Origin of the sequence: Stutzerimonas kunmingensis (assembly GCF_002929225.1) — a bacterium.
Classification (GTDB): domain Bacteria; phylum Pseudomonadota; class Gammaproteobacteria; order Pseudomonadales; family Pseudomonadaceae; genus Stutzerimonas.
On record NZ_PISM01000018.1, the window covers coordinates 403,020 to 418,944 of the forward strand.

A 15,925-nucleotide genomic window follows, 5' to 3' on the forward strand; every position below is an offset into this window, starting at 1 on the left:
TTTGTTTTTTCAGCGCGGTCAGCCGTTGAAAACGTCGTTAACCGACTGCAGCGGATAATGCGACGGGTAAGGCAATGTCGCCACGCCACTTTCGATGGCTGCCTTGGCCACAGCATCAGACACCAACGTGATCAGACGCGGATCCATTGGCTTCGGAATGATGTACTCGCGGCCGAATTCCAGACTATCCACACCGTACGCAGCAGCCACTTCAGCCGGCACTGGCAACTTGGCGAGATCGCGCAGCGCAATGGCAGCCGCGATCTTCATCTCCTCGTTAATGCGCTTGGCGCGAACATCCAGCGCGCCACGGAAGATGAACGGGAAGCCCAATACGTTGTTGACCTGGTTCGGGTAGTCCGAGCGACCAGTTGCCATGATGACATCCGAACGCGTCGCATGCGCCAGCTCCGGACTGATCTCCGGATCAGGATTGGAGCAGGCGAAGACGACCGGATTGGCCGCCATGCGCTTGAGACCTTCCGGACTCAGCAGGTTGGCGCCTGACAGGCCGACGAAAACGTCGGCACCTTCGAGCGCATCGTCCAGAGTGCGCTTGTCGGTTTCATGGGCGAACACAGCCTTGTACTGGTTCAGATCGTCACGGCCGGCGTGGATGACGCCCTTGCGATCGATCATGAAGATGTTCTCGATTTTCGCACCCATGCTGACCAGCAGCTTCATGCACGAGGTTGCGGCAGCCCCAGCACCGAGGCAGACGATCTTGGCCTGCTCGAGAGTCTTGCCGGCGATTTCCAGCGCATTGAGCATGCCGGCAGCCGTCACGATGGCGGTGCCATGCTGGTCGTCATGGAAAACCGGGATATCGCACTGCTCGATCAGCGCCCGCTCGATCTCGAAGCACTCCGGCGCCTTGATATCTTCCAGATTGATGCCACCAAAGGTGATCGAGATGCGCTTGACGGTATCAATGAAGGCCTGCGGGCTTTCCGCATCGACTTCGATGTCGAATACGTCGACGCCAGCGAAACGCTTGAACAGCACGCCCTTGCCTTCCATCACCGGCTTGGAAGCCAGCGGGCCAAGGTTGCCCAAGCCGAGAATAGCGGTGCCGTCGGAGATAACAGCCACCAGGTTGCCTTTGCCAGTGTAGCGGTAAGCCAGTTCCGCATCGCGAGCGATCTCGCGCACAGGCTCAGCTACACCCGGGCTGTAGGCCAGGGAAAGATCACGAGCGGTGGCGGTGGGCTTGGTCAGCTCGACGCTCAATTTCCCTGGACGGGGCTGGGCATGGTATTCGAGCGCGGCAGTTTTCAGGTCAGTCATGTGGCATTTCCGCTTATTTTACTGGGACAGACAGGCGGTCGAGCATACGCCAAGAACAAGCGCACTCACAAGCCAGCGGGCCGGCTGACTGTCAAGCCCAAGCCGCTACGACTTTCCGGGTAGATTCACGCGCCGTTACGAACAGCCGATCAGCGCGACAATCCCAGCATCGCCGGATGGGTGACGCGCAGCATCCAGCGGGCCTGCCCGGCACCCACCCGTCCGCGGCGGTCGACTACCCAGCCCCTCAGCTCGAGTCGCTTCCCGGCAAGCACGGTCATTGTCCGGACATCGAATGCGTCAAGCGCCTGCGGCGGTATGTTCACCACCAGCGGACCATCCATTTCCAGCCAATAGCCGCCGCGATTGCGCTCGATCCCCTCGACCCTGCCTTCGAGCAGCGCGAAGCCACCACGCCTCAACGATTGCGGCGAGCAGGGCTTCAGCTCGCGCCAGACACCCAGACCGTTTTGCCGCGCCTGCTGCTCGGCCCGCTGCTGACAGGCCACCAGCCGTGTATTCGGCGCCACCGCGACCATGAAGCCAAGGCCATCGGCAAGCAGCACGGCTTCGAGATTACGTCCCTGCGCGTCATAAGCATGGGCCAGCGTGCGCCCATAGCGATCCTGCCGCTCCTGACCCAGGACCAGACCGACCCGCCCGTCACTGGCCTGCACCAATGCCTGCAGTCGGCGCCGTGCGGCCAGTGCGAAAGGCTCGGCCTTGCGCCCGTCACGCCCCAGCTCCGGCGTGTTGATGCCGATCAGCCGCACGCTGCGACCATCAACCAGACGCAGCGTATCGCCGTCAACGACTTGGGCCACTTCCAGCGTCGACAAGCGCCCCGGCGACGGGCAAAAGGCAAGCGCTTGAATTTGCCAGAAGACGGAAACGAAAAAGGCGCCCACCAGGGACGCCTTTTTCATGTGCTCGGAAAACCCCATTGGATTCCCGATACGCCAGCTTACTTGGCGCCGAACACACCGAAACGCTGCTTGAAGCGATCGATACGGCCGCCGGTATCCAGCACCTTCTGCTTGCCGGTGTAGAACGGGTGGCACTCGGAGCACACGTCGAGGCTCAGGTTCTTGCCCAGCGTGGAGCGGGTCTTGATGACGTTGCCACAGCTGCAGGTGGCCTCGATTTCGACGTAATTAGGATGGATATCGGCTTTCATGGTGAATCCTCTAGGATTGTGTGCCGCCACCCGACCCTATGTCGAGTACCGCACGAAGTAGGGCGCGAATCATACCAGAGCGCTAGGGTGATGCAAGCGCGGGCGACAGACGCGCTGAGCCGCTGGCGCGCTCGCGACGACGCCGAATCGCGTCATCGTTTACCATCGCCGCACATCACCAAGGATCATCGAGTGTCTTCCAGCATCCTCCGCCTGGCGCTGCCCTCACCCCTGCGTCGCCTGTTCGATTACCTGCCGCCGGCTGGCGTGTCACCCGCCGCTCTTCAACCAGGCGTACGCCTGCGCGTGCCCTTTGGTCGACGCGAAGTGGTCGGCATTCTGGTCGAGCTGAGCGACCACAGCGAAGTGCCGGCGGAAAAGCTCAAGCCGGCCCTGGAACTGCTGGATAGCAAACCACCCCTGCCCGCCCCGCTATTCAAGCTTTGCCTGTGGACCGCGCAGTATTATCAGCACAGCCTTGGCGACACCCTCAGCTGGGCACTGCCGGTACTGCTGCGTCAGGGCGAACCCGCTGAAGCGCGACAAGAGCGCTACTGGCACGTAGCCGAAGGCGCGAGCCCTGACGATCCGCGATTGGTTCGTGCTCCCAGGCAGCGCGAAGCGCTGAAGGCCATCGCCCAGCACGCACACGGCTTGCCACATGCGCTGCTCAGCAAACTGCAGCTGAACAAGGACAGCCTCGACCTGCTGCTGGAAAAGGGCCTGGTGCGTATCGAATCCCGCCGCAGCAGGCCGACGCGCGGGCACAGTGGCGGCTGGCTGTTACAGGCCGAACTCACCTTGAATACACAGCAACGCGCAGCCTTCGAGGCGGTGAGCGCGGGCCTCGGAGGATTTCAGGCGTTCCTGCTGGCGGGGGTGACCGGCAGCGGCAAGACAGAGGTCTACCTGCAACTGATTCATCGCGTACTGGAAGCCGGCAAGCAGGCGCTGGTGCTGATTCCCGAGATCAACCTGGGGCCACAGACGCTTGCCCGCTTCGAACAGCGCTTCAACGCCCGGATCGCGCTGCTGCACTCAAACGTCAACGATCGTGAACGACTCGATGCCTGGCTCGCCGCCCGCGATGGCGAGGCGGACATCATCATCGGTACCCGTTCGGCCCTGTTCACGCCGATGAAGAATCCCGGCCTGATCATCATCGACGAGGAGCACGACGCCTCTTATAAACAGCAGGAAGGCTTGCGCTACCACGCCCGCGATCTGGCCCTGCTGCGCGCGCGCCAGGAGAACCTGCCGATTGTGCTCGGTTCGGCCACGCCCTCGCTGGAAAGCCTGCACAACGCCCACAGCGGCCGCTATGCGCTGCTCAAACTGACGCAACGGGCCGGCAATGCGCAGTCGCCGCGCTTCCTGCGCCTGGATGTCAAGAGTCGCCCGCTGGACGCCGGCATATCCGGCCCGCTGCAACAGGCCATCGGCCAGACCCTCGGCGCCGGCCAGCAGGTTTTGGTCTACCTCAACCGACGTGGCTTCGCCCCCACCCTGCTCTGCCATGACTGCGGCTGGCTCAGCCAGTGCCCACGCTGCGACGCGCGGATGACCCTGCATCAACGTCACAACGAACTGCGCTGCCACCACTGCGGGCACGTCGAGCGACCGCCGCGCAACTGTCCGGACTGCGGCAAGGTGGATCTGCGCCCGGTTGGCGCCGGAACGGAACGCGCCGAGGAGCGCCTGGGTATCCTCTTTCCCGACTATCCGGTGCTGCGTATCGACCGCGACAGCACCTCGCGCAAGGGCGCGATGGAGCAGATGATCGGCACCATCAACCGCGGCGAACCCTGCCTGCTGGTCGGCACGCAGATGCTCGCCAAGGGTCACCATTTTCCGCGCGTCACGCTGGTGGCGATTCTCGATGCCGACGGCGGGCTGTTCTCAGCCGACTTCCGCGCCAGCGAGCGCATGGCCCAGCTGATTGTCCAGGTCGCCGGGCGCGCCGGGCGCGCAGAGGAGCCTGGCAAGGTCATCATCCAGACGCATCTGGCCGACCATCCGCTGCTGGTGCAGCTAACCGAACAGGGTTATTTCGCCTTTGCCGAGCAGGCCCTGTCCGAGCGCCGCGCGGCCGGCCTGCCGCCGTTCAGCCATCTGGCGCTGCTGCGCGCCGAGGCACAGAAGCCCGGCCAGGCCGAAGCCTTCCTCGACGACGCCTGCAACCTCGCCGAACAGTTGCTCGACCAGCTGCAGCTCAACGGCGTCGACCTGCTCGGACCGGTTCCCGCACCGATGGAACGGCGTGCCGGCCGCTACAGGGCGCAATTACTGCTTCAGGGCAACGCGCGGGCGACCCTGCACCGGCTGATGGACGCCTGGGTCCCGATGCTCGAACAACTGCCCGGCGGTCGCGCCGTGCGCTGGAGCCTGGATGTCGACCCGATCGATCTGTTCTGATCGCCTGATCGAAACCCGGACTTTTGCCGCCCTGCGCGCCACGCACCTTGAAGCGATACCCATCGCGACCCGATAATGCCGGGTTTTCGCGCACACTTGCGGACTGAGCCGACCATGAAAGACAGCATTCGCCACCTGATCCAGCAAGCCCTCGTCCGCCTGACCGCCGAAGGCGTCCTGCCTGAAGGGCTGACCCCTGCGATTCAGGTGGAAAACACCAGGGACAAGAGCCACGGCGATTTCGCCAGCAACATCGCCATGATGCTGGCCAAACCGGCCGGGCTGAAGCCGCGCGACCTGGCCGAGAAGCTGATCGCTGCGCTGCCGCAGGACGCGCAGATCAGCAAGGTGGAAATCGCCGGGCCAGGCTTTCTGAACTTCTTCCAGAACAGCGACGCACTGGCCGAGCGCCTCGAAGCGGCCCTGGCCGATCCACAGCTGGCGGTGCGCAAGGCGTCGGCGCCCCAGCGCGTGGTGATCGACCTGTCATCGCCGAACCTGGCGAAAGAGATGCATGTTGGCCACCTGCGCTCGACCATTATTGGTGACGCCGTCGGTCGTGTGCTCGAGTACCTCGGCGACGAGGTGATCCGGCAGAACCACGTCGGCGACTGGGGCACCCAGTTCGGCATGCTGCTGGCTTACCTCGAGGAAAAACCGGCGGCGGCGGAAAGCGAGCTGTCCGACCTGGAGCAGTTCTATCGCGCAGCGAAACAGCGCTTCGACGAGTCCGCCGGGTTCGCCGACCGCGCCCGCGAACTGGTGGTAAAGCTTCAAGCCGGGGACGCACAGTGCCTGAGCCTGTGGACGCGCTTCAACGATATTTCCCTGTCGCACTGCCAGAAGATCTACGACCGCCTCAACGTCAAGCTGACCCCGGCCGACGTCAAGGGTGAGAGCGCCTACAACGCCGAGCTTGCGGATATCGTCGAAGCCCTGCGCAGTAAAGGTCTGCTCACCGAGGACAACGGCGCGCAGTGCGTCTTCCTCGACGAATTCAAGAACGCCGAAGGCAATCCGCTCCCGGTGATCGTGCAGAAGGCCGGCGGCGGCTACCTCTACGCCACCACCGACCTGGCAGCCATGCGTTACCGCAGCCAGGTCCTGCATGCCGATCGCGCGCTGTATTTCGTCGATCAGCGCCAGGCCCTGCATTTCCAGATGGCTTTCGAAGTGGCGCGTCGCGCCGGTTTTGTCCATGCCGGTATGCAGCTTGAGCACATGGGCTTCGGCACCATGAACGGCGCCGACGGCCGCCCGTTCAAGACCCGCGACGGCGGCACGGTAAAGCTGATCGATCTGCTCGACGAAGCCGAGCAGCGCGCCTATGCCTTGGTCAAGGGCAAGAATCCGGACCTCGATGAAGCCGAGCTGCGCCAGATCGCCCGCGCGGTGGGTATCAGCGCCGTCAAATATGCCGACCTGTCCAAGCACCGCACCAGCGACTATCGCTTCAACTTCGAACTGATGCTGAGCTTCGAAGGCAACACCGCGCCCTACCTGCTCTATGCCTACACCCGCGTGGCCAGCGTTTTCCGCAAGCAGGGTCAAGGCATCGATGAGATCGCCGGACAGATTCAGCTCGAGGCTGAGCAGGAACTGGCGCTCGCCGCCAAGCTCGCCCAGTTCGGCGAAGTGCTGAACAGCGTCGGTGAGAAAGGCGAACCGCACTTGCTGTGCGCTTACCTGTACGATCTGGCCGGGCTGTTCTCCAGTTTCTACGAGCACTGCCCGATCCTCAGCGCCGAACAACCAGAGCAGAAGCAGAGTCGACTGCGCCTCGCTGCCCTGACCGGCAAGACCCTCAAGCAGGGCCTGGAACTTCTCGGCCTGGAAACTCTGGAGCGCATGTAAGTGGCTGCAAGGAAGAAAGCCGCGCCCAAACGAGGCGCGAGCCGCTATCAGGCGCCCGCCAAACAGGCCGTACCAGGCTGGATCTGGCTGGTCTGTGGCCTGGTCATCGGCGGTTTCATCATGTTTTTGATGAGCCTCGAACCGGGTGGCGAGGAGGTCAAGCGCAACAAGGACGCACCCAAGACCGCGATCAAGGAGCAGCCCAAGCGCACGCCAGCCAGCGAGCAGGCGACCAAGCCGAAGTACGACTTCTATACGCTGCTGCCGGAGTCGGAAGTGATTCTGCCGCCGGAAGCCAAGCAGCCGGAACCGCCGGCCAAGCCGGTAACGCCGGAGGAAGCAGCGAAGATCGACGAAGCCCGCGCGCAGGCCGCACTCAATGGCCAGGTACCACCGCCGCCGCCCACAGTGGCCAAGGCACCCGTTACCCAGTTCTTTCTGCAGGCCGGCTCGTTCCGCCAGCAGGCGGAGGCTGATCGGGTACGCGCGCAGATCATCCTGCTTGGTCAGGACGTGCGCGTGGAAAGCGTCAAGGTGCGTGATGAGCCCTGGTATCGCGTACTGGTCGGACCCTTCGGCAGCCGCGAGCAACTGAATGCCGCACAAAAGACGCTGGCCGCCAGCGGCTACAAGAACCTGCTGTTGCAACAGCGGCAGACGCGCTGAACGAAAAACGCCGGGCTTTCGACCCGGCGTTTTTCATTCTGGCGCAGCAAACCGAATCAGCTTTCCCGCGGCGCGTAGGCAAACACGTCAGCGCGCATCTGATGCGGGTCCATCCCCGCCTCCACCAACGCATCCAGCGTGCCATAGACCATCGACGGCGAGCCGCTGGCATAGATATGCAACGGTTTGAGATCGTTGAAATCCTCGCGAATCGCTTCGTGCAGCATGCCGCAGCGACCTTCCCAGCCGCAGACGTCGCTGACGACACGGTGCAGATGCAGATTACTCATGCCCTGCCATTCATCCCAGTGCGACAGCTGGTAGAAGTCTTCGGGATGGCGAACACCCCAGTACAGATGCACCGGATGCGAGAACCCGGCTGCGCGGCAATATTCGATCAGACTGTGCATCTGCGCCATGCCGGTGCCCGCTGCAACCAGCACCAAGGGACCGTCCGGCAGTTCTGCCAGATGCGTGTCGCCGAATGGCAGCTGGATCCGCGCAAAGCCCTGCCGCCGCAGGAATGCCAGCAGCTCGATCGCGGATTCCTCACGCGCCAGCACGTGCAGCTCCAGCTCTCGGCCACTGCCGGGAGCAGAGGCGAGGGAAAACGCCGACCACTCACCGTCCTCCCGTTGCAGCAACAGATATTGACCGGCGTGATAGCGCGGCTGGCGACCGGCCGGCAGGCGTAGGCGCAAGCGCACCACATCGCCACCGACCTCTTCGTAGCCACTGAGCTGGCAGCTCAGCTCGCGTACCGGCAATTCGCCGGGCGCCAGCACGCCATCCCAGAGCAGCACGCAGTCTTCCAGTGGCTCGGCCAGGCAGGCCAGCAGTTCGCCGTGATCGCGCACCTCGCCGGCCTGCCGCACACGTCCTTCGACCAGCAGCGAGGCGCAGATGTGGCAATTGCCGTTGCGACAGCTCTGCGGGCATTCGTAGCCCAGACGCCTGGCGGCATCGAGAAATCGTTCGCCGGGCCGCACGTCGAGCACGGCGCCGGATGGCTGCAAAGTAACTTTCATGTGCACGTCTTATCAGTGAACGGGATGACCCGCCAAGGCTTTCGGGCGGGCTCGGGCCCGCCTCTTTGGATATGTCAGTCGATACCCAGCTGCGACCAGAGTTCATCAACCCGCTGCTTCACCACCGGGTCCTGAACGATGACCCGCCCCCATTCGCGGTTGGTCTCGCCCGGCCATTTGTGGGTGGCATCCAGGCCCATCTTCGAGCCCAGCCCGGAGATCGGCGAGGCGAAATCCAGGTAGTCGATCGGCGTGTTGTCGATCATCACCGTGTCGCGCTTGGGGTCCATGCGTGTAGTGATGGCCCAGATCACATCGTTCCAGTCGCGGGCGTTGATGTCGTCGTCGGTGACGATGACAAACTTGGTGTACATGAACTGACGCAGGAAGCTCCACACGCCGAGCATGACCCGCTTGGCGTGGCCGGGATACTGCTTCTTCATCGTCACCACTGCCATGCGATAGGAACAGCCTTCCGGCGGCAGGTAGAAATCGACGATTTCCGGGAACTGCTTCTGCAGGATCGGTACGAATACCTCGTTCAGTGCCACGCCGAGAATCGCCGGCTCATCCGGCGGACGCCCGGTATAGGTGCTGTGATAGATCGGGTTTCGGCGATGGGTAATGCGCTCGACGGTGAACACCGGGAAGCGGTCGACCTCGTTGTAGTAGCCGGTGTGGTCGCCGTATGGTCCTTCATCGGCCATCTCGCCCGGATGGATATGCCCTTCGAGGACGATCTCGGCGTACGCCGGCACCTGCAGATCGGAGCCGACCGCCTTGACCAGTTCGGTACGCGAGCCACGCAACAGGCCGGCGAAGGCATATTCGGACAGCGTATCGGGCACGGGCGTCACCGCGCCAAGAATCGTCGCCGGGTCGGCACCCAGCGCCACCGCCACCGGATAGGGCCGATCCGGGTACTTATCGCACCATTCGCGGAAATCCAAAGCCCCACCACGATGGCTGAGCCAGCGCATGATCACCTTGTTGCGGCCGATGACCTGCTGGCGGTAGATGCCGAGGTTCTGCCGCTCCTTGTTCGGCCCCTTGGTAATGGTCAGACCCCAGGTGATCAGCGGCGCGGCGTCGCCCGGCCAGCAGTGCTGTACGGGGATTGTCCCCAGGTCGACGTCATCACCTTCGATGATCACCTCCTGGCAGGGCGCGTCCTTGAGCACCTTGGGCGCCATGCTGATGACCTTCTTGTAGATCGGCAGCTTGCTCCAGGCGTCTTTCAACCCCTTCGGCGGCTCCGGCTCCTTGAGAAACGCCAGCAGCTTGCCGATCTCACGCAGTTCGGAGACATCCTCGGCGCCCATACCGAGGGCGACCCGCTGCGGCGTGCCGAACAGATTGCCAAGCACCGGCATGTCGAAACCCGTCGGGTTCTCGAAGAGCAGTGCCGGGCCCTGCTTGCGCAGGGTGCGGTCACAGATTTCGGTCATTTCCAGAATCGGGGAGACAGCAGCCGTGACGCGCTTGAGCTCACCGCGTTTTTCCAGGCCGCTGATAAAGTCGCGCAGATCGCGATACTGCATGCTTGAGCCTCGCATGGGCCGGCAGGGACGAGGCGCAAAGTTTAGCGCCCGCGTCGGGTTTTCCAAAACCTGCAGACAGACGAAGGCCGGGTTTCCCCGGCCTTGTTGGCAACGACGAGTCGCTTACTTGCGCTTCATGGACATGAAGAATTCGTCGTTGGTCTTGGTGTCCTTGAGCTTGTCGAGCAGGAACTCAATCGCAGCGCTTTCATCCATCGGATGCAGCAGCTTGCGCAGGATCCAGATGCGCTGCAGCTCTTCCTCGCTGGTCAGCAGCTCTTCGCGGCGAGTACCCGAACGGTTGATGTTGATGGCCGGGAAGACACGCTTCTCGGCAATGCGACGATCCAGTTGCAGCTCCAGGTTACCGGTGCCCTTGAACTCCTCGTAGATCACCTCGTCCATCTTCGAGCCGGTCTCCACCAGCGCGGTGGCGAGAATGGTCAGCGAACCGCCTTCCTCGATGTTGCGCGCGGCACCGAAGAAACGCTTGGGCTTCTCCAGGGCGTGGGCATCGACACCACCAGTGAGCACTTTGCCGGAGCTCGGGATCACGGTGTTGTAGGCACGCGCCAGACGGGTGATGGAGTCGAGCAGAATGACCACGTCCTTCTTGTGCTCGACCAGGCGCTTGGCCTTCTCGATCACCATCTCAGCGACCTGCACGTGACGGGTTGGCGGCTCGTCGAAGGTGGAGGCGACCACTTCGCCGCGCACGGTGCGCTGCATCTCGGTCACTTCTTCCGGACGCTCGTCGATCAGCAGAACGATCAGGTGGCACTCGGGGTTGTTGCGGGTGATGTTGCTGGCGATGTTCTGCAGCATGATCGTCTTGCCCGCCTTTGGCGGAGCGACGATCAAGCCGCGCTGGCCCTTGCCGATCGGAGCACAGAGGTCGATTACGCGACCGGTGAGGTCTTCGGTGGAACCGTTGCCGGCTTCCATCTTCAGGCGCTCGTTGGCGAACAGCGGGGTCAGGTTCTCGAAGAGGATCTTGTTCTTCGCGTTCTCCGGCCGATCGTAGTTGATCGAGTCGACCTTGAGCAGGGCGAAGTAGCGCTCACCTTCCTTGGGAGGGCGAATCTTGCCGATGATGGTGTCACCGGTGCGCAGGTTGAAGCGGCGAATCTGGCTGGGCGAGACGTAGATATCGTCCGGGCCGGCCAGGTAGGAAGAATCCGCAGAGCGCAGGAAGCCGAAGCCGTCCTGGAGAATCTCCAGCACGCCATCACCGGAGATTTCCTCGCCGCTTTTAGCGTGCTTCTTGAGCAGGGAGAAAATCACGTCCTGCTTGCGCGAACGGGCCATGTTATCGATGCCCATCTGTTCGGCCATTTCCAGCAGTTCGGTGATGGGCTTTTGCTTGAGTTCAGTCAGATTCATAGAGAGAGTCAGGAAGGATGTAGAAAGCGATTAGCTTGAGAAGCCGCGCAGCAAGAGACGAACAGGTTCGTTGTGCTTTATGAGGCTGAAGTGCGTCGGCGACGGCGTGCAGAGGGCGACGGAAGAATGCGTCGCGAGGCCGAATTTAGCACCGTGCAGACGAAGCGTCCACCCTGCCGATGAAAAAAGCCCCCGCGACTGCGAGGGCTTTAGAGGGGAACTTCGGCGAAGTCAGATGTTGCTGTCGAGGAACGCCGCCAGCTGCGACTTGGACAGTGCACCGACCTTGGTCGCCTCGACGTTGCCGTTCTTGAACAGCATCAGCGTCGGGATACCGCGCACGCCGTACTTCGGCGGGGTTTCCTGGTTCTCGTCGATATTGAGCTTGCAAACCTTCAGACGACCTTCGTAGTCCTTGGCGATCTCGTCGAGTACCGGCGCGATCATCTTGCACGGACCACACCACTCGGCCCAGTAGTCGACCAGTACGGGACCGTCGGCCTGGAGGACGTCCTGCTCGAAACTGCTGTCGCTGACATTGTTGATGTATTCGCTCATGGATTTTCTCCAGGGTCGGAACGGAAAGGTCGCCATCATAGCCCTACTGTGAGCGGATCGAAAGCTGCAGACCCTCGGGTCGGCGACGATCGCCCGCGAGCAGCGCCTCCGTGCGTCAACGACTGCGTTGGCGGATGGGGGCGATCATGTCAGGATGTCTGAGTTTTGCATCGAGACTGCCCAATGCGCCATAACACCGCTGAGACCTTTCCCATGATCGCCGCCCTGGATCTGGGCTCGAACAGCTTTCACATGGTGCTCGCGCGCACCAGCAATGGCGAAATGCGCATCCTCGAACGGCTCGGCGAGAAGGTCCAGCTGGCTGCCGGGATCGACGAAAACCGTCTACTCGACGAGGCCGCCATGCAGCGTGGGCTGGACTGTCTGCGTCGCTTCGCCCAGCTGGTCAATCATCTGCCGCAGGGCGCCGTACGCATCGTCGGCACCAACGCACTGCGTGAAGCGCGCAATCGCGCCACCTTCATCCGCCGCGCCGAAGAGATCGTTAACCATCAGGTCGAGGTCATCTCCGGCCGCGAAGAAGCGCGCCTGATCTATCTCGGCGTGTCGCACACCATCCCGAGCAGTTCCGGCCGCCGCCTGGTGGCAGACATCGGCGGCGGCAGCACCGAGTTCATCATCGGCGAAGGGTTCGAATCGCAGCTGCGCGAAAGCCTGCAGATGGGCTGCGTGAGCTACACCCAACGTTTCTTCCGTGACGGCAAGATCACCCCGGCACGCTACGCCCAGGCCTACACCGCCGCGCGGGTAGAGCTGATGGGAATCGAGCATGGTCTGCGCCGGCTCGGCTGGCAGGAATCCATCGGCGCGTCCGGCACCATCCGAGCCGTCGGTCTGGCGATCAAGAGCGGCGGCTTCGGCAACGGCGAGGTCAACCTCGAAGGGCTGGGATGGCTCAAACGCAAGCTATTCAAGCTCGGCGACGTGGAGAAGATCGACATCGACGGCATCAAGCCGGACCGTCGCGGCGTGTTTCCTGCGGGCCTGGCGATTCTCGAGGCGATATTCGATGCGCTGGAGATCAGCAGCATGACCCACTCCGAAGGCGCCCTGCGCGAAGGGGTGCTCTACGACCTGCTAGGCCGTCACCATGACGAGGACATCCGCGACCGCTCGCTGAGCTTCCTGATGGAGCGCTACCACGTCGACATGGAACAGGCCGCGCGAGTCGAAGCCAAGGCACTGGAGGCGTTCGACCAGGTGGCCGAGGCGTGGAGCCTGGATCAGGACTGGCACCGGGAGCTGCTCGCCTGGGCTGCACGGGTCCATGAAGTGGGCCTGGATATTGCGCACTACCACTACCACAAGCATGGCGCCTACCTGATCGAGCATTCCGACCTGCCCGGCTTCTCCCGTCAGGATCAGCTGATGCTGGCGCTGCTGGTGCGCGGCCACCGACGCAATATTCCTCAGGACAAGTTCGGCGAGACCGGGGTCGATGCCGATGCACTGGTGCGACTGTGCATCCTGCTGCGCTTCGCCATCCTGTTCCACCACATCCGCGGTGCCAGCGCCGTCTCCGAGGTGCAGCTAAAGGCGACCGAACGGGGCCTGGAGCTGATCTTCCCGACCGGCTGGCTGGGCGCGAACCCACTGACCAGGGCCGACTTCGAGGCCGAAGCCGCCTGGCTCGCGCGCGTGGGCTACGAACTGCGGATGAAATGAAACAAGGGCCCTAGGGGCCCTTGATGATACAGGTAACCAGTCTTCGCCTCCTGAGCCAGGCCGACGCGGCACGCGCCAGCCACATGCCTGAAAACGCACCGTGGGAAACACCCGACTCAGCGCACGCCGACCTGCGGCCCGGTGAGACGCTCCAGCAACGTACTCTGTATGTTGCGCGCATTCTGATTACCGGTGGGGCTGTTGCGCAGGTAGCTGCCGTCAGGCTGCAGAATCCAGCTCTGGGTGTTGTCGCTGAGGAAGCCTTCCAGCTCCTTCTTAACCCGCATCACCAGTTTCTTGCCTTCCACCGGGAAACAGGTTTCCACCCGACGATCGAGGTTGCGCTCCATCCAGTCGGCACTGGACAGGTAGAGCTTCTCGTCACCGTCATTCTGGAAGTAGAACACCCGACTGTGCTCAAGGAACCGGCCGATGATCGAGCGCACATGGATGTTGTGCGAGACACCGGCGATGCCCGGCCGCAGGCAGCACATGCCACGCACGATGAGATCGACGCGCACGCCGGTCTGGCTGGCCTTGTACAGCGCCTTGATCATCTTCGGATCGGTCAGCGCATTGATCTTCAGAATGATATGCGCGGGCCGCCCCTCGGCCGCGTGCTGGGTTTCCTGCGCGATCAGGTCCAGCAGCGTCTTCTTCAGGGTAAATGGCGCGTGCAGCAGCTTCTTCATGCGCATGGTCTTGCCCATGCCGATCAATTGACTGAACAGCTTGGAGACGTCCTCACACAGAGCGTCATCGGATGTCAGCAGACTGTAGTCGGTATACAGCCGGGCGTTGGCCGCGTGGTAGTTGCCGGTGCCCAGATGCGCGTAACGGCACAGCTCGCCATTTTCGCGACGCAGGATCAGCATCATCTTGGCGTGGGTCTTGTAGCCGACCACGCCATAGATCACCACCGCGCCGGCCTGCTGCAGGCGGCTGGCGAGCTGCAGGTTGGATTCCTCGTCGAAGCGGGCGCGCAGTTCGATCACCGCGGTAACTTCCTTGCCGCTGCGCGCCGCATCGACCAGCGCATCGACGATCTCCGAATTGGCACCCGAGCGATACAGCGTCTGCTTGATCGCCAGCACGCACGGGTCCTTCGCAGCTTCACGCAGCAGATCGACCACCGGCGTGAAGGACTCGAACGGGTGCAGCAGCAGGATGTCCTGCTTGTTGATCACACTGAATATCTTGTCGCTGTTCTGCAGCAACTTCGGAATTGATGGTGTGAAGGGGCTGTATTGCAGCTCCGGGTGGCTGTCCAGCCCGGTGATGCTGAACAGGCGGGTCAGGTTGACGGGGCCGTTGACCCGGTACATTTCGCCCTCGCCCAGACTGAACTGCTTGAGCAGAAAATCGGCCAGGTGCTGCGGGCAGGTATCGGCCACTTCCAGGCGCACGGCATCGCCATAACGACGCGAGATCAGCTCGCCACGCAGCGCGCGTGCCAGGTCCTCGACGTCCTCGGTGTCAACCGAAAGGTCGGCGTTACGGGTGAGGCGGAACTGGTAGCAGCCCTTGACCCGCATGCCGTGGAACAGGTCGTCGGCATGGGCATGGATCATCGAGGAGAGGAAGACGAAGTTGTCGCCGGCGCCGCCGACCGACTCCGGCACGCGGATCACCCGCGGCAGCAGGCGTGGCGCCGGGATGATCGCCAGACCGGAATCGCGGCCGAAGGCATCGACGCCTTCCAGCTCGACGATGAAGTTCAGGCTCTTGTTCACCAGCAGCGGGAACGGATGGGTCGGATCGAGACCGATCGGCGTAACGATCGGCGCAATCTCGTCGCGGAAATAGCGGCGCACCCAGGTCTTGAGTTTGGCCGTCCAGTGCCTGCGGCGAATGAAGCGAATCTGATGCTCGGCCAGCGCTGGCAGAAGCACGTCGTTGAGGATCGCGTACTGGCGGTCGACCTGCTCGTGGACCAGCTCGGATATGCGCGCCAGCGCCTGATGCGGCTGCAGGCCGTCGGCGCCCGCCTGTTCGCGGGCGAAGGTGACGCGCTTCTTCAGTCCGGCGACGCGAATCTCGAAGAACTCATCGAGGTTGCTGGAAAAGATCAGCAGGAACTTCAGCCGCTCCAGCAGCGGATAGGACACGTCCAGCGCCTGCTCGAGCACGCGGACGTTGAACTGAAGCTGCGAAAGCTCGCGATGGATGTACAGCGCACTGTCGTCCAGGTTGGTCACCAGCGCGACCGGCGCCTCCTCGACGACTTCCAGTGGCGCAGACACCACCTCGGGCAACGTCTGTTCCAGCACCTCGCCGACCACGGCGTCCTGCAGATCCTTTTCGCTGAGTCCCTGGTTGATCATCGCTTT

12 protein-coding genes are annotated in these 15,925 nt (G+C 62.8%); 4 read left to right on the forward strand and 8 right to left on the reverse strand.

Annotated elements, in window-relative coordinates; all coding sequences use genetic code 11:
• Positions 1-18: 18 nt before the first annotated feature.
• From CW305_RS12470 to rpmE, 3 genes are all read right to left on the reverse strand, one after another.
• The gene (locus tag CW305_RS12470; protein WP_014821724.1) at positions 19-1,287 is read right to left on the reverse strand and encodes a malic enzyme-like NAD(P)-binding protein; all 1,269 of its coding nucleotides are present in this window, start codon (positions 1,285-1,287) and stop codon (positions 19-21) included.
• Between the two features lie 149 nt (positions 1,288-1,436).
• Positions 1,437-2,231: a thermonuclease family protein gene (locus tag CW305_RS12475; protein ID WP_104098039.1), complete on the reverse strand. Its 795-nt coding sequence runs from the start codon at positions 2,229-2,231 to the stop codon at positions 1,437-1,439.
• A 20-nt stretch (positions 2,232-2,251) separates the two neighbouring features.
• Complete coding sequence (gene rpmE, locus CW305_RS12480) at positions 2,252-2,464, reverse strand: 50S ribosomal protein L31 (protein ID WP_014821726.1); 213 nt, start codon at positions 2,462-2,464, stop codon at positions 2,252-2,254.
• Positions 2,465-2,656: 192 nt separating this feature from the next.
• On the opposite strand from rpmE, the gene CW305_RS12485 reads away from it, so the two are divergent.
• The 3 genes from CW305_RS12485 to CW305_RS12495 all read left to right on the forward strand — a co-directional run bounded on the left by CW305_RS12485 (position 2,657) and on the right by CW305_RS12495 (position 7,399).
• Complete coding sequence (locus tag CW305_RS12485) at positions 2,657-4,879, forward strand: primosomal protein N' (RefSeq protein WP_041015347.1); 2,223 nt, start codon at positions 2,657-2,659, stop codon at positions 4,877-4,879.
• A gap of 114 nt (positions 4,880-4,993) precedes the next feature.
• Complete coding sequence (argS, locus tag CW305_RS12490) at positions 4,994-6,733, forward strand: arginine--tRNA ligase (RefSeq protein WP_104098040.1); 1,740 nt, start codon at positions 4,994-4,996, stop codon at positions 6,731-6,733.
• Positions 6,734-7,399, forward strand: a complete 666-nt coding sequence (locus CW305_RS12495; protein ID WP_014821729.1) for an SPOR domain-containing protein — start codon at positions 6,734-6,736, stop codon at positions 7,397-7,399. It begins immediately after the preceding gene.
• 56 nt (positions 7,400-7,455) lie between these two features.
• On the opposite strand, the gene CW305_RS12500 is transcribed toward CW305_RS12495, so the two are convergent.
• From CW305_RS12500 to trxA, 4 genes are all read right to left on the reverse strand, one after another.
• Entirely contained in the window at positions 7,456-8,427 is a 972-nt protein-coding gene (locus CW305_RS12500; RefSeq protein WP_031298059.1) for a CDP-6-deoxy-delta-3,4-glucoseen reductase, read from the reverse strand.
• Positions 8,428-8,501: 74 nt separating this feature from the next.
• Positions 8,502-9,968 (reverse strand): 4-hydroxy-3-polyprenylbenzoate decarboxylase, encoded by a 1,467-nt coding sequence (gene ubiD, locus CW305_RS12505; protein ID WP_104098041.1) that lies wholly within the window; start codon positions 9,966-9,968, stop codon positions 8,502-8,504.
• Positions 9,969-10,091: 123 nt separating this feature from the next.
• On the reverse strand, positions 10,092-11,351 hold the full coding sequence (gene rho, locus CW305_RS12510) for a transcription termination factor Rho (protein WP_014821732.1): 1,260 nt from the start codon (positions 11,349-11,351) through the stop codon (positions 10,092-10,094).
• Between the two features lie 231 nt (positions 11,352-11,582).
• Positions 11,583-11,909 (reverse strand): thioredoxin TrxA, encoded by a 327-nt coding sequence (gene trxA, locus CW305_RS12515; RefSeq protein WP_003283463.1) that lies wholly within the window; start codon positions 11,907-11,909, stop codon positions 11,583-11,585.
• Between the two features lie 183 nt (positions 11,910-12,092).
• On the opposite strand from trxA, the gene ppx reads away from it, so the two are divergent.
• The gene (ppx, locus tag CW305_RS12520; RefSeq protein WP_104098042.1) at positions 12,093-13,595 is read left to right on the forward strand and encodes an exopolyphosphatase; all 1,503 of its coding nucleotides are present in this window, start codon (positions 12,093-12,095) and stop codon (positions 13,593-13,595) included.
• Positions 13,596-13,711: 116 nt separating this feature from the next.
• Here ppx and ppk1 read toward each other — a convergent pair whose 3' ends face one another.
• Complete coding sequence (gene ppk1, locus CW305_RS12525) at positions 13,712-15,919, reverse strand: polyphosphate kinase 1 (RefSeq protein ID WP_104098043.1); 2,208 nt, start codon at positions 15,917-15,919, stop codon at positions 13,712-13,714.
• Positions 15,920-15,925 lie beyond the last annotated feature (6 nt).

Excerpts from the sequence above, each read along its gene's own strand:
- CW305_RS12470 (WP_014821724.1), bottom strand. The coding sequence starts at position 1,287 with ATGACTGACCTGAAAACTGCCGCGCTCGAATACCATGCCCAGCCCCGT.
- CW305_RS12475 (WP_104098039.1), bottom strand. The coding sequence starts at position 2,231 with ATGGGGTTTTCCGAGCACATGAAAAAGGCGTCCCTGGTGGGCGCCTTT.
- ubiD (WP_104098041.1), bottom strand. The coding sequence starts at position 9,968 with ATGCAGTATCGCGATCTGCGCGACTTTATCAGCGGCCTGGAAAAACGC.
- CW305_RS12500 (WP_031298059.1), bottom strand. The coding sequence starts at position 8,427 with ATGAAAGTTACTTTGCAGCCATCCGGCGCCGTGCTCGACGTGCGGCCC.
- argS (WP_104098040.1), top strand. The coding sequence starts at position 4,994 with ATGAAAGACAGCATTCGCCACCTGATCCAGCAAGCCCTCGTCCGCCTG.
- trxA (WP_003283463.1), bottom strand. The coding sequence starts at position 11,909 with ATGAGCGAATACATCAACAATGTCAGCGACAGCAGTTTCGAGCAGGAC.
- ppx (WP_104098042.1), top strand. The coding sequence starts at position 12,093 with ATGCGCCATAACACCGCTGAGACCTTTCCCATGATCGCCGCCCTGGAT.
- ppk1 (WP_104098043.1), bottom strand. The coding sequence starts at position 15,919 with ATGATCAACCAGGGACTCAGCGAAAAGGATCTGCAGGACGCCGTGGTC.
- rho (WP_014821732.1), bottom strand. The coding sequence starts at position 11,351 with ATGAATCTGACTGAACTCAAGCAAAAGCCCATCACCGAACTGCTGGAA.
- rpmE (WP_014821726.1), bottom strand. The coding sequence starts at position 2,464 with ATGAAAGCCGATATCCATCCTAATTACGTCGAAATCGAGGCCACCTGC.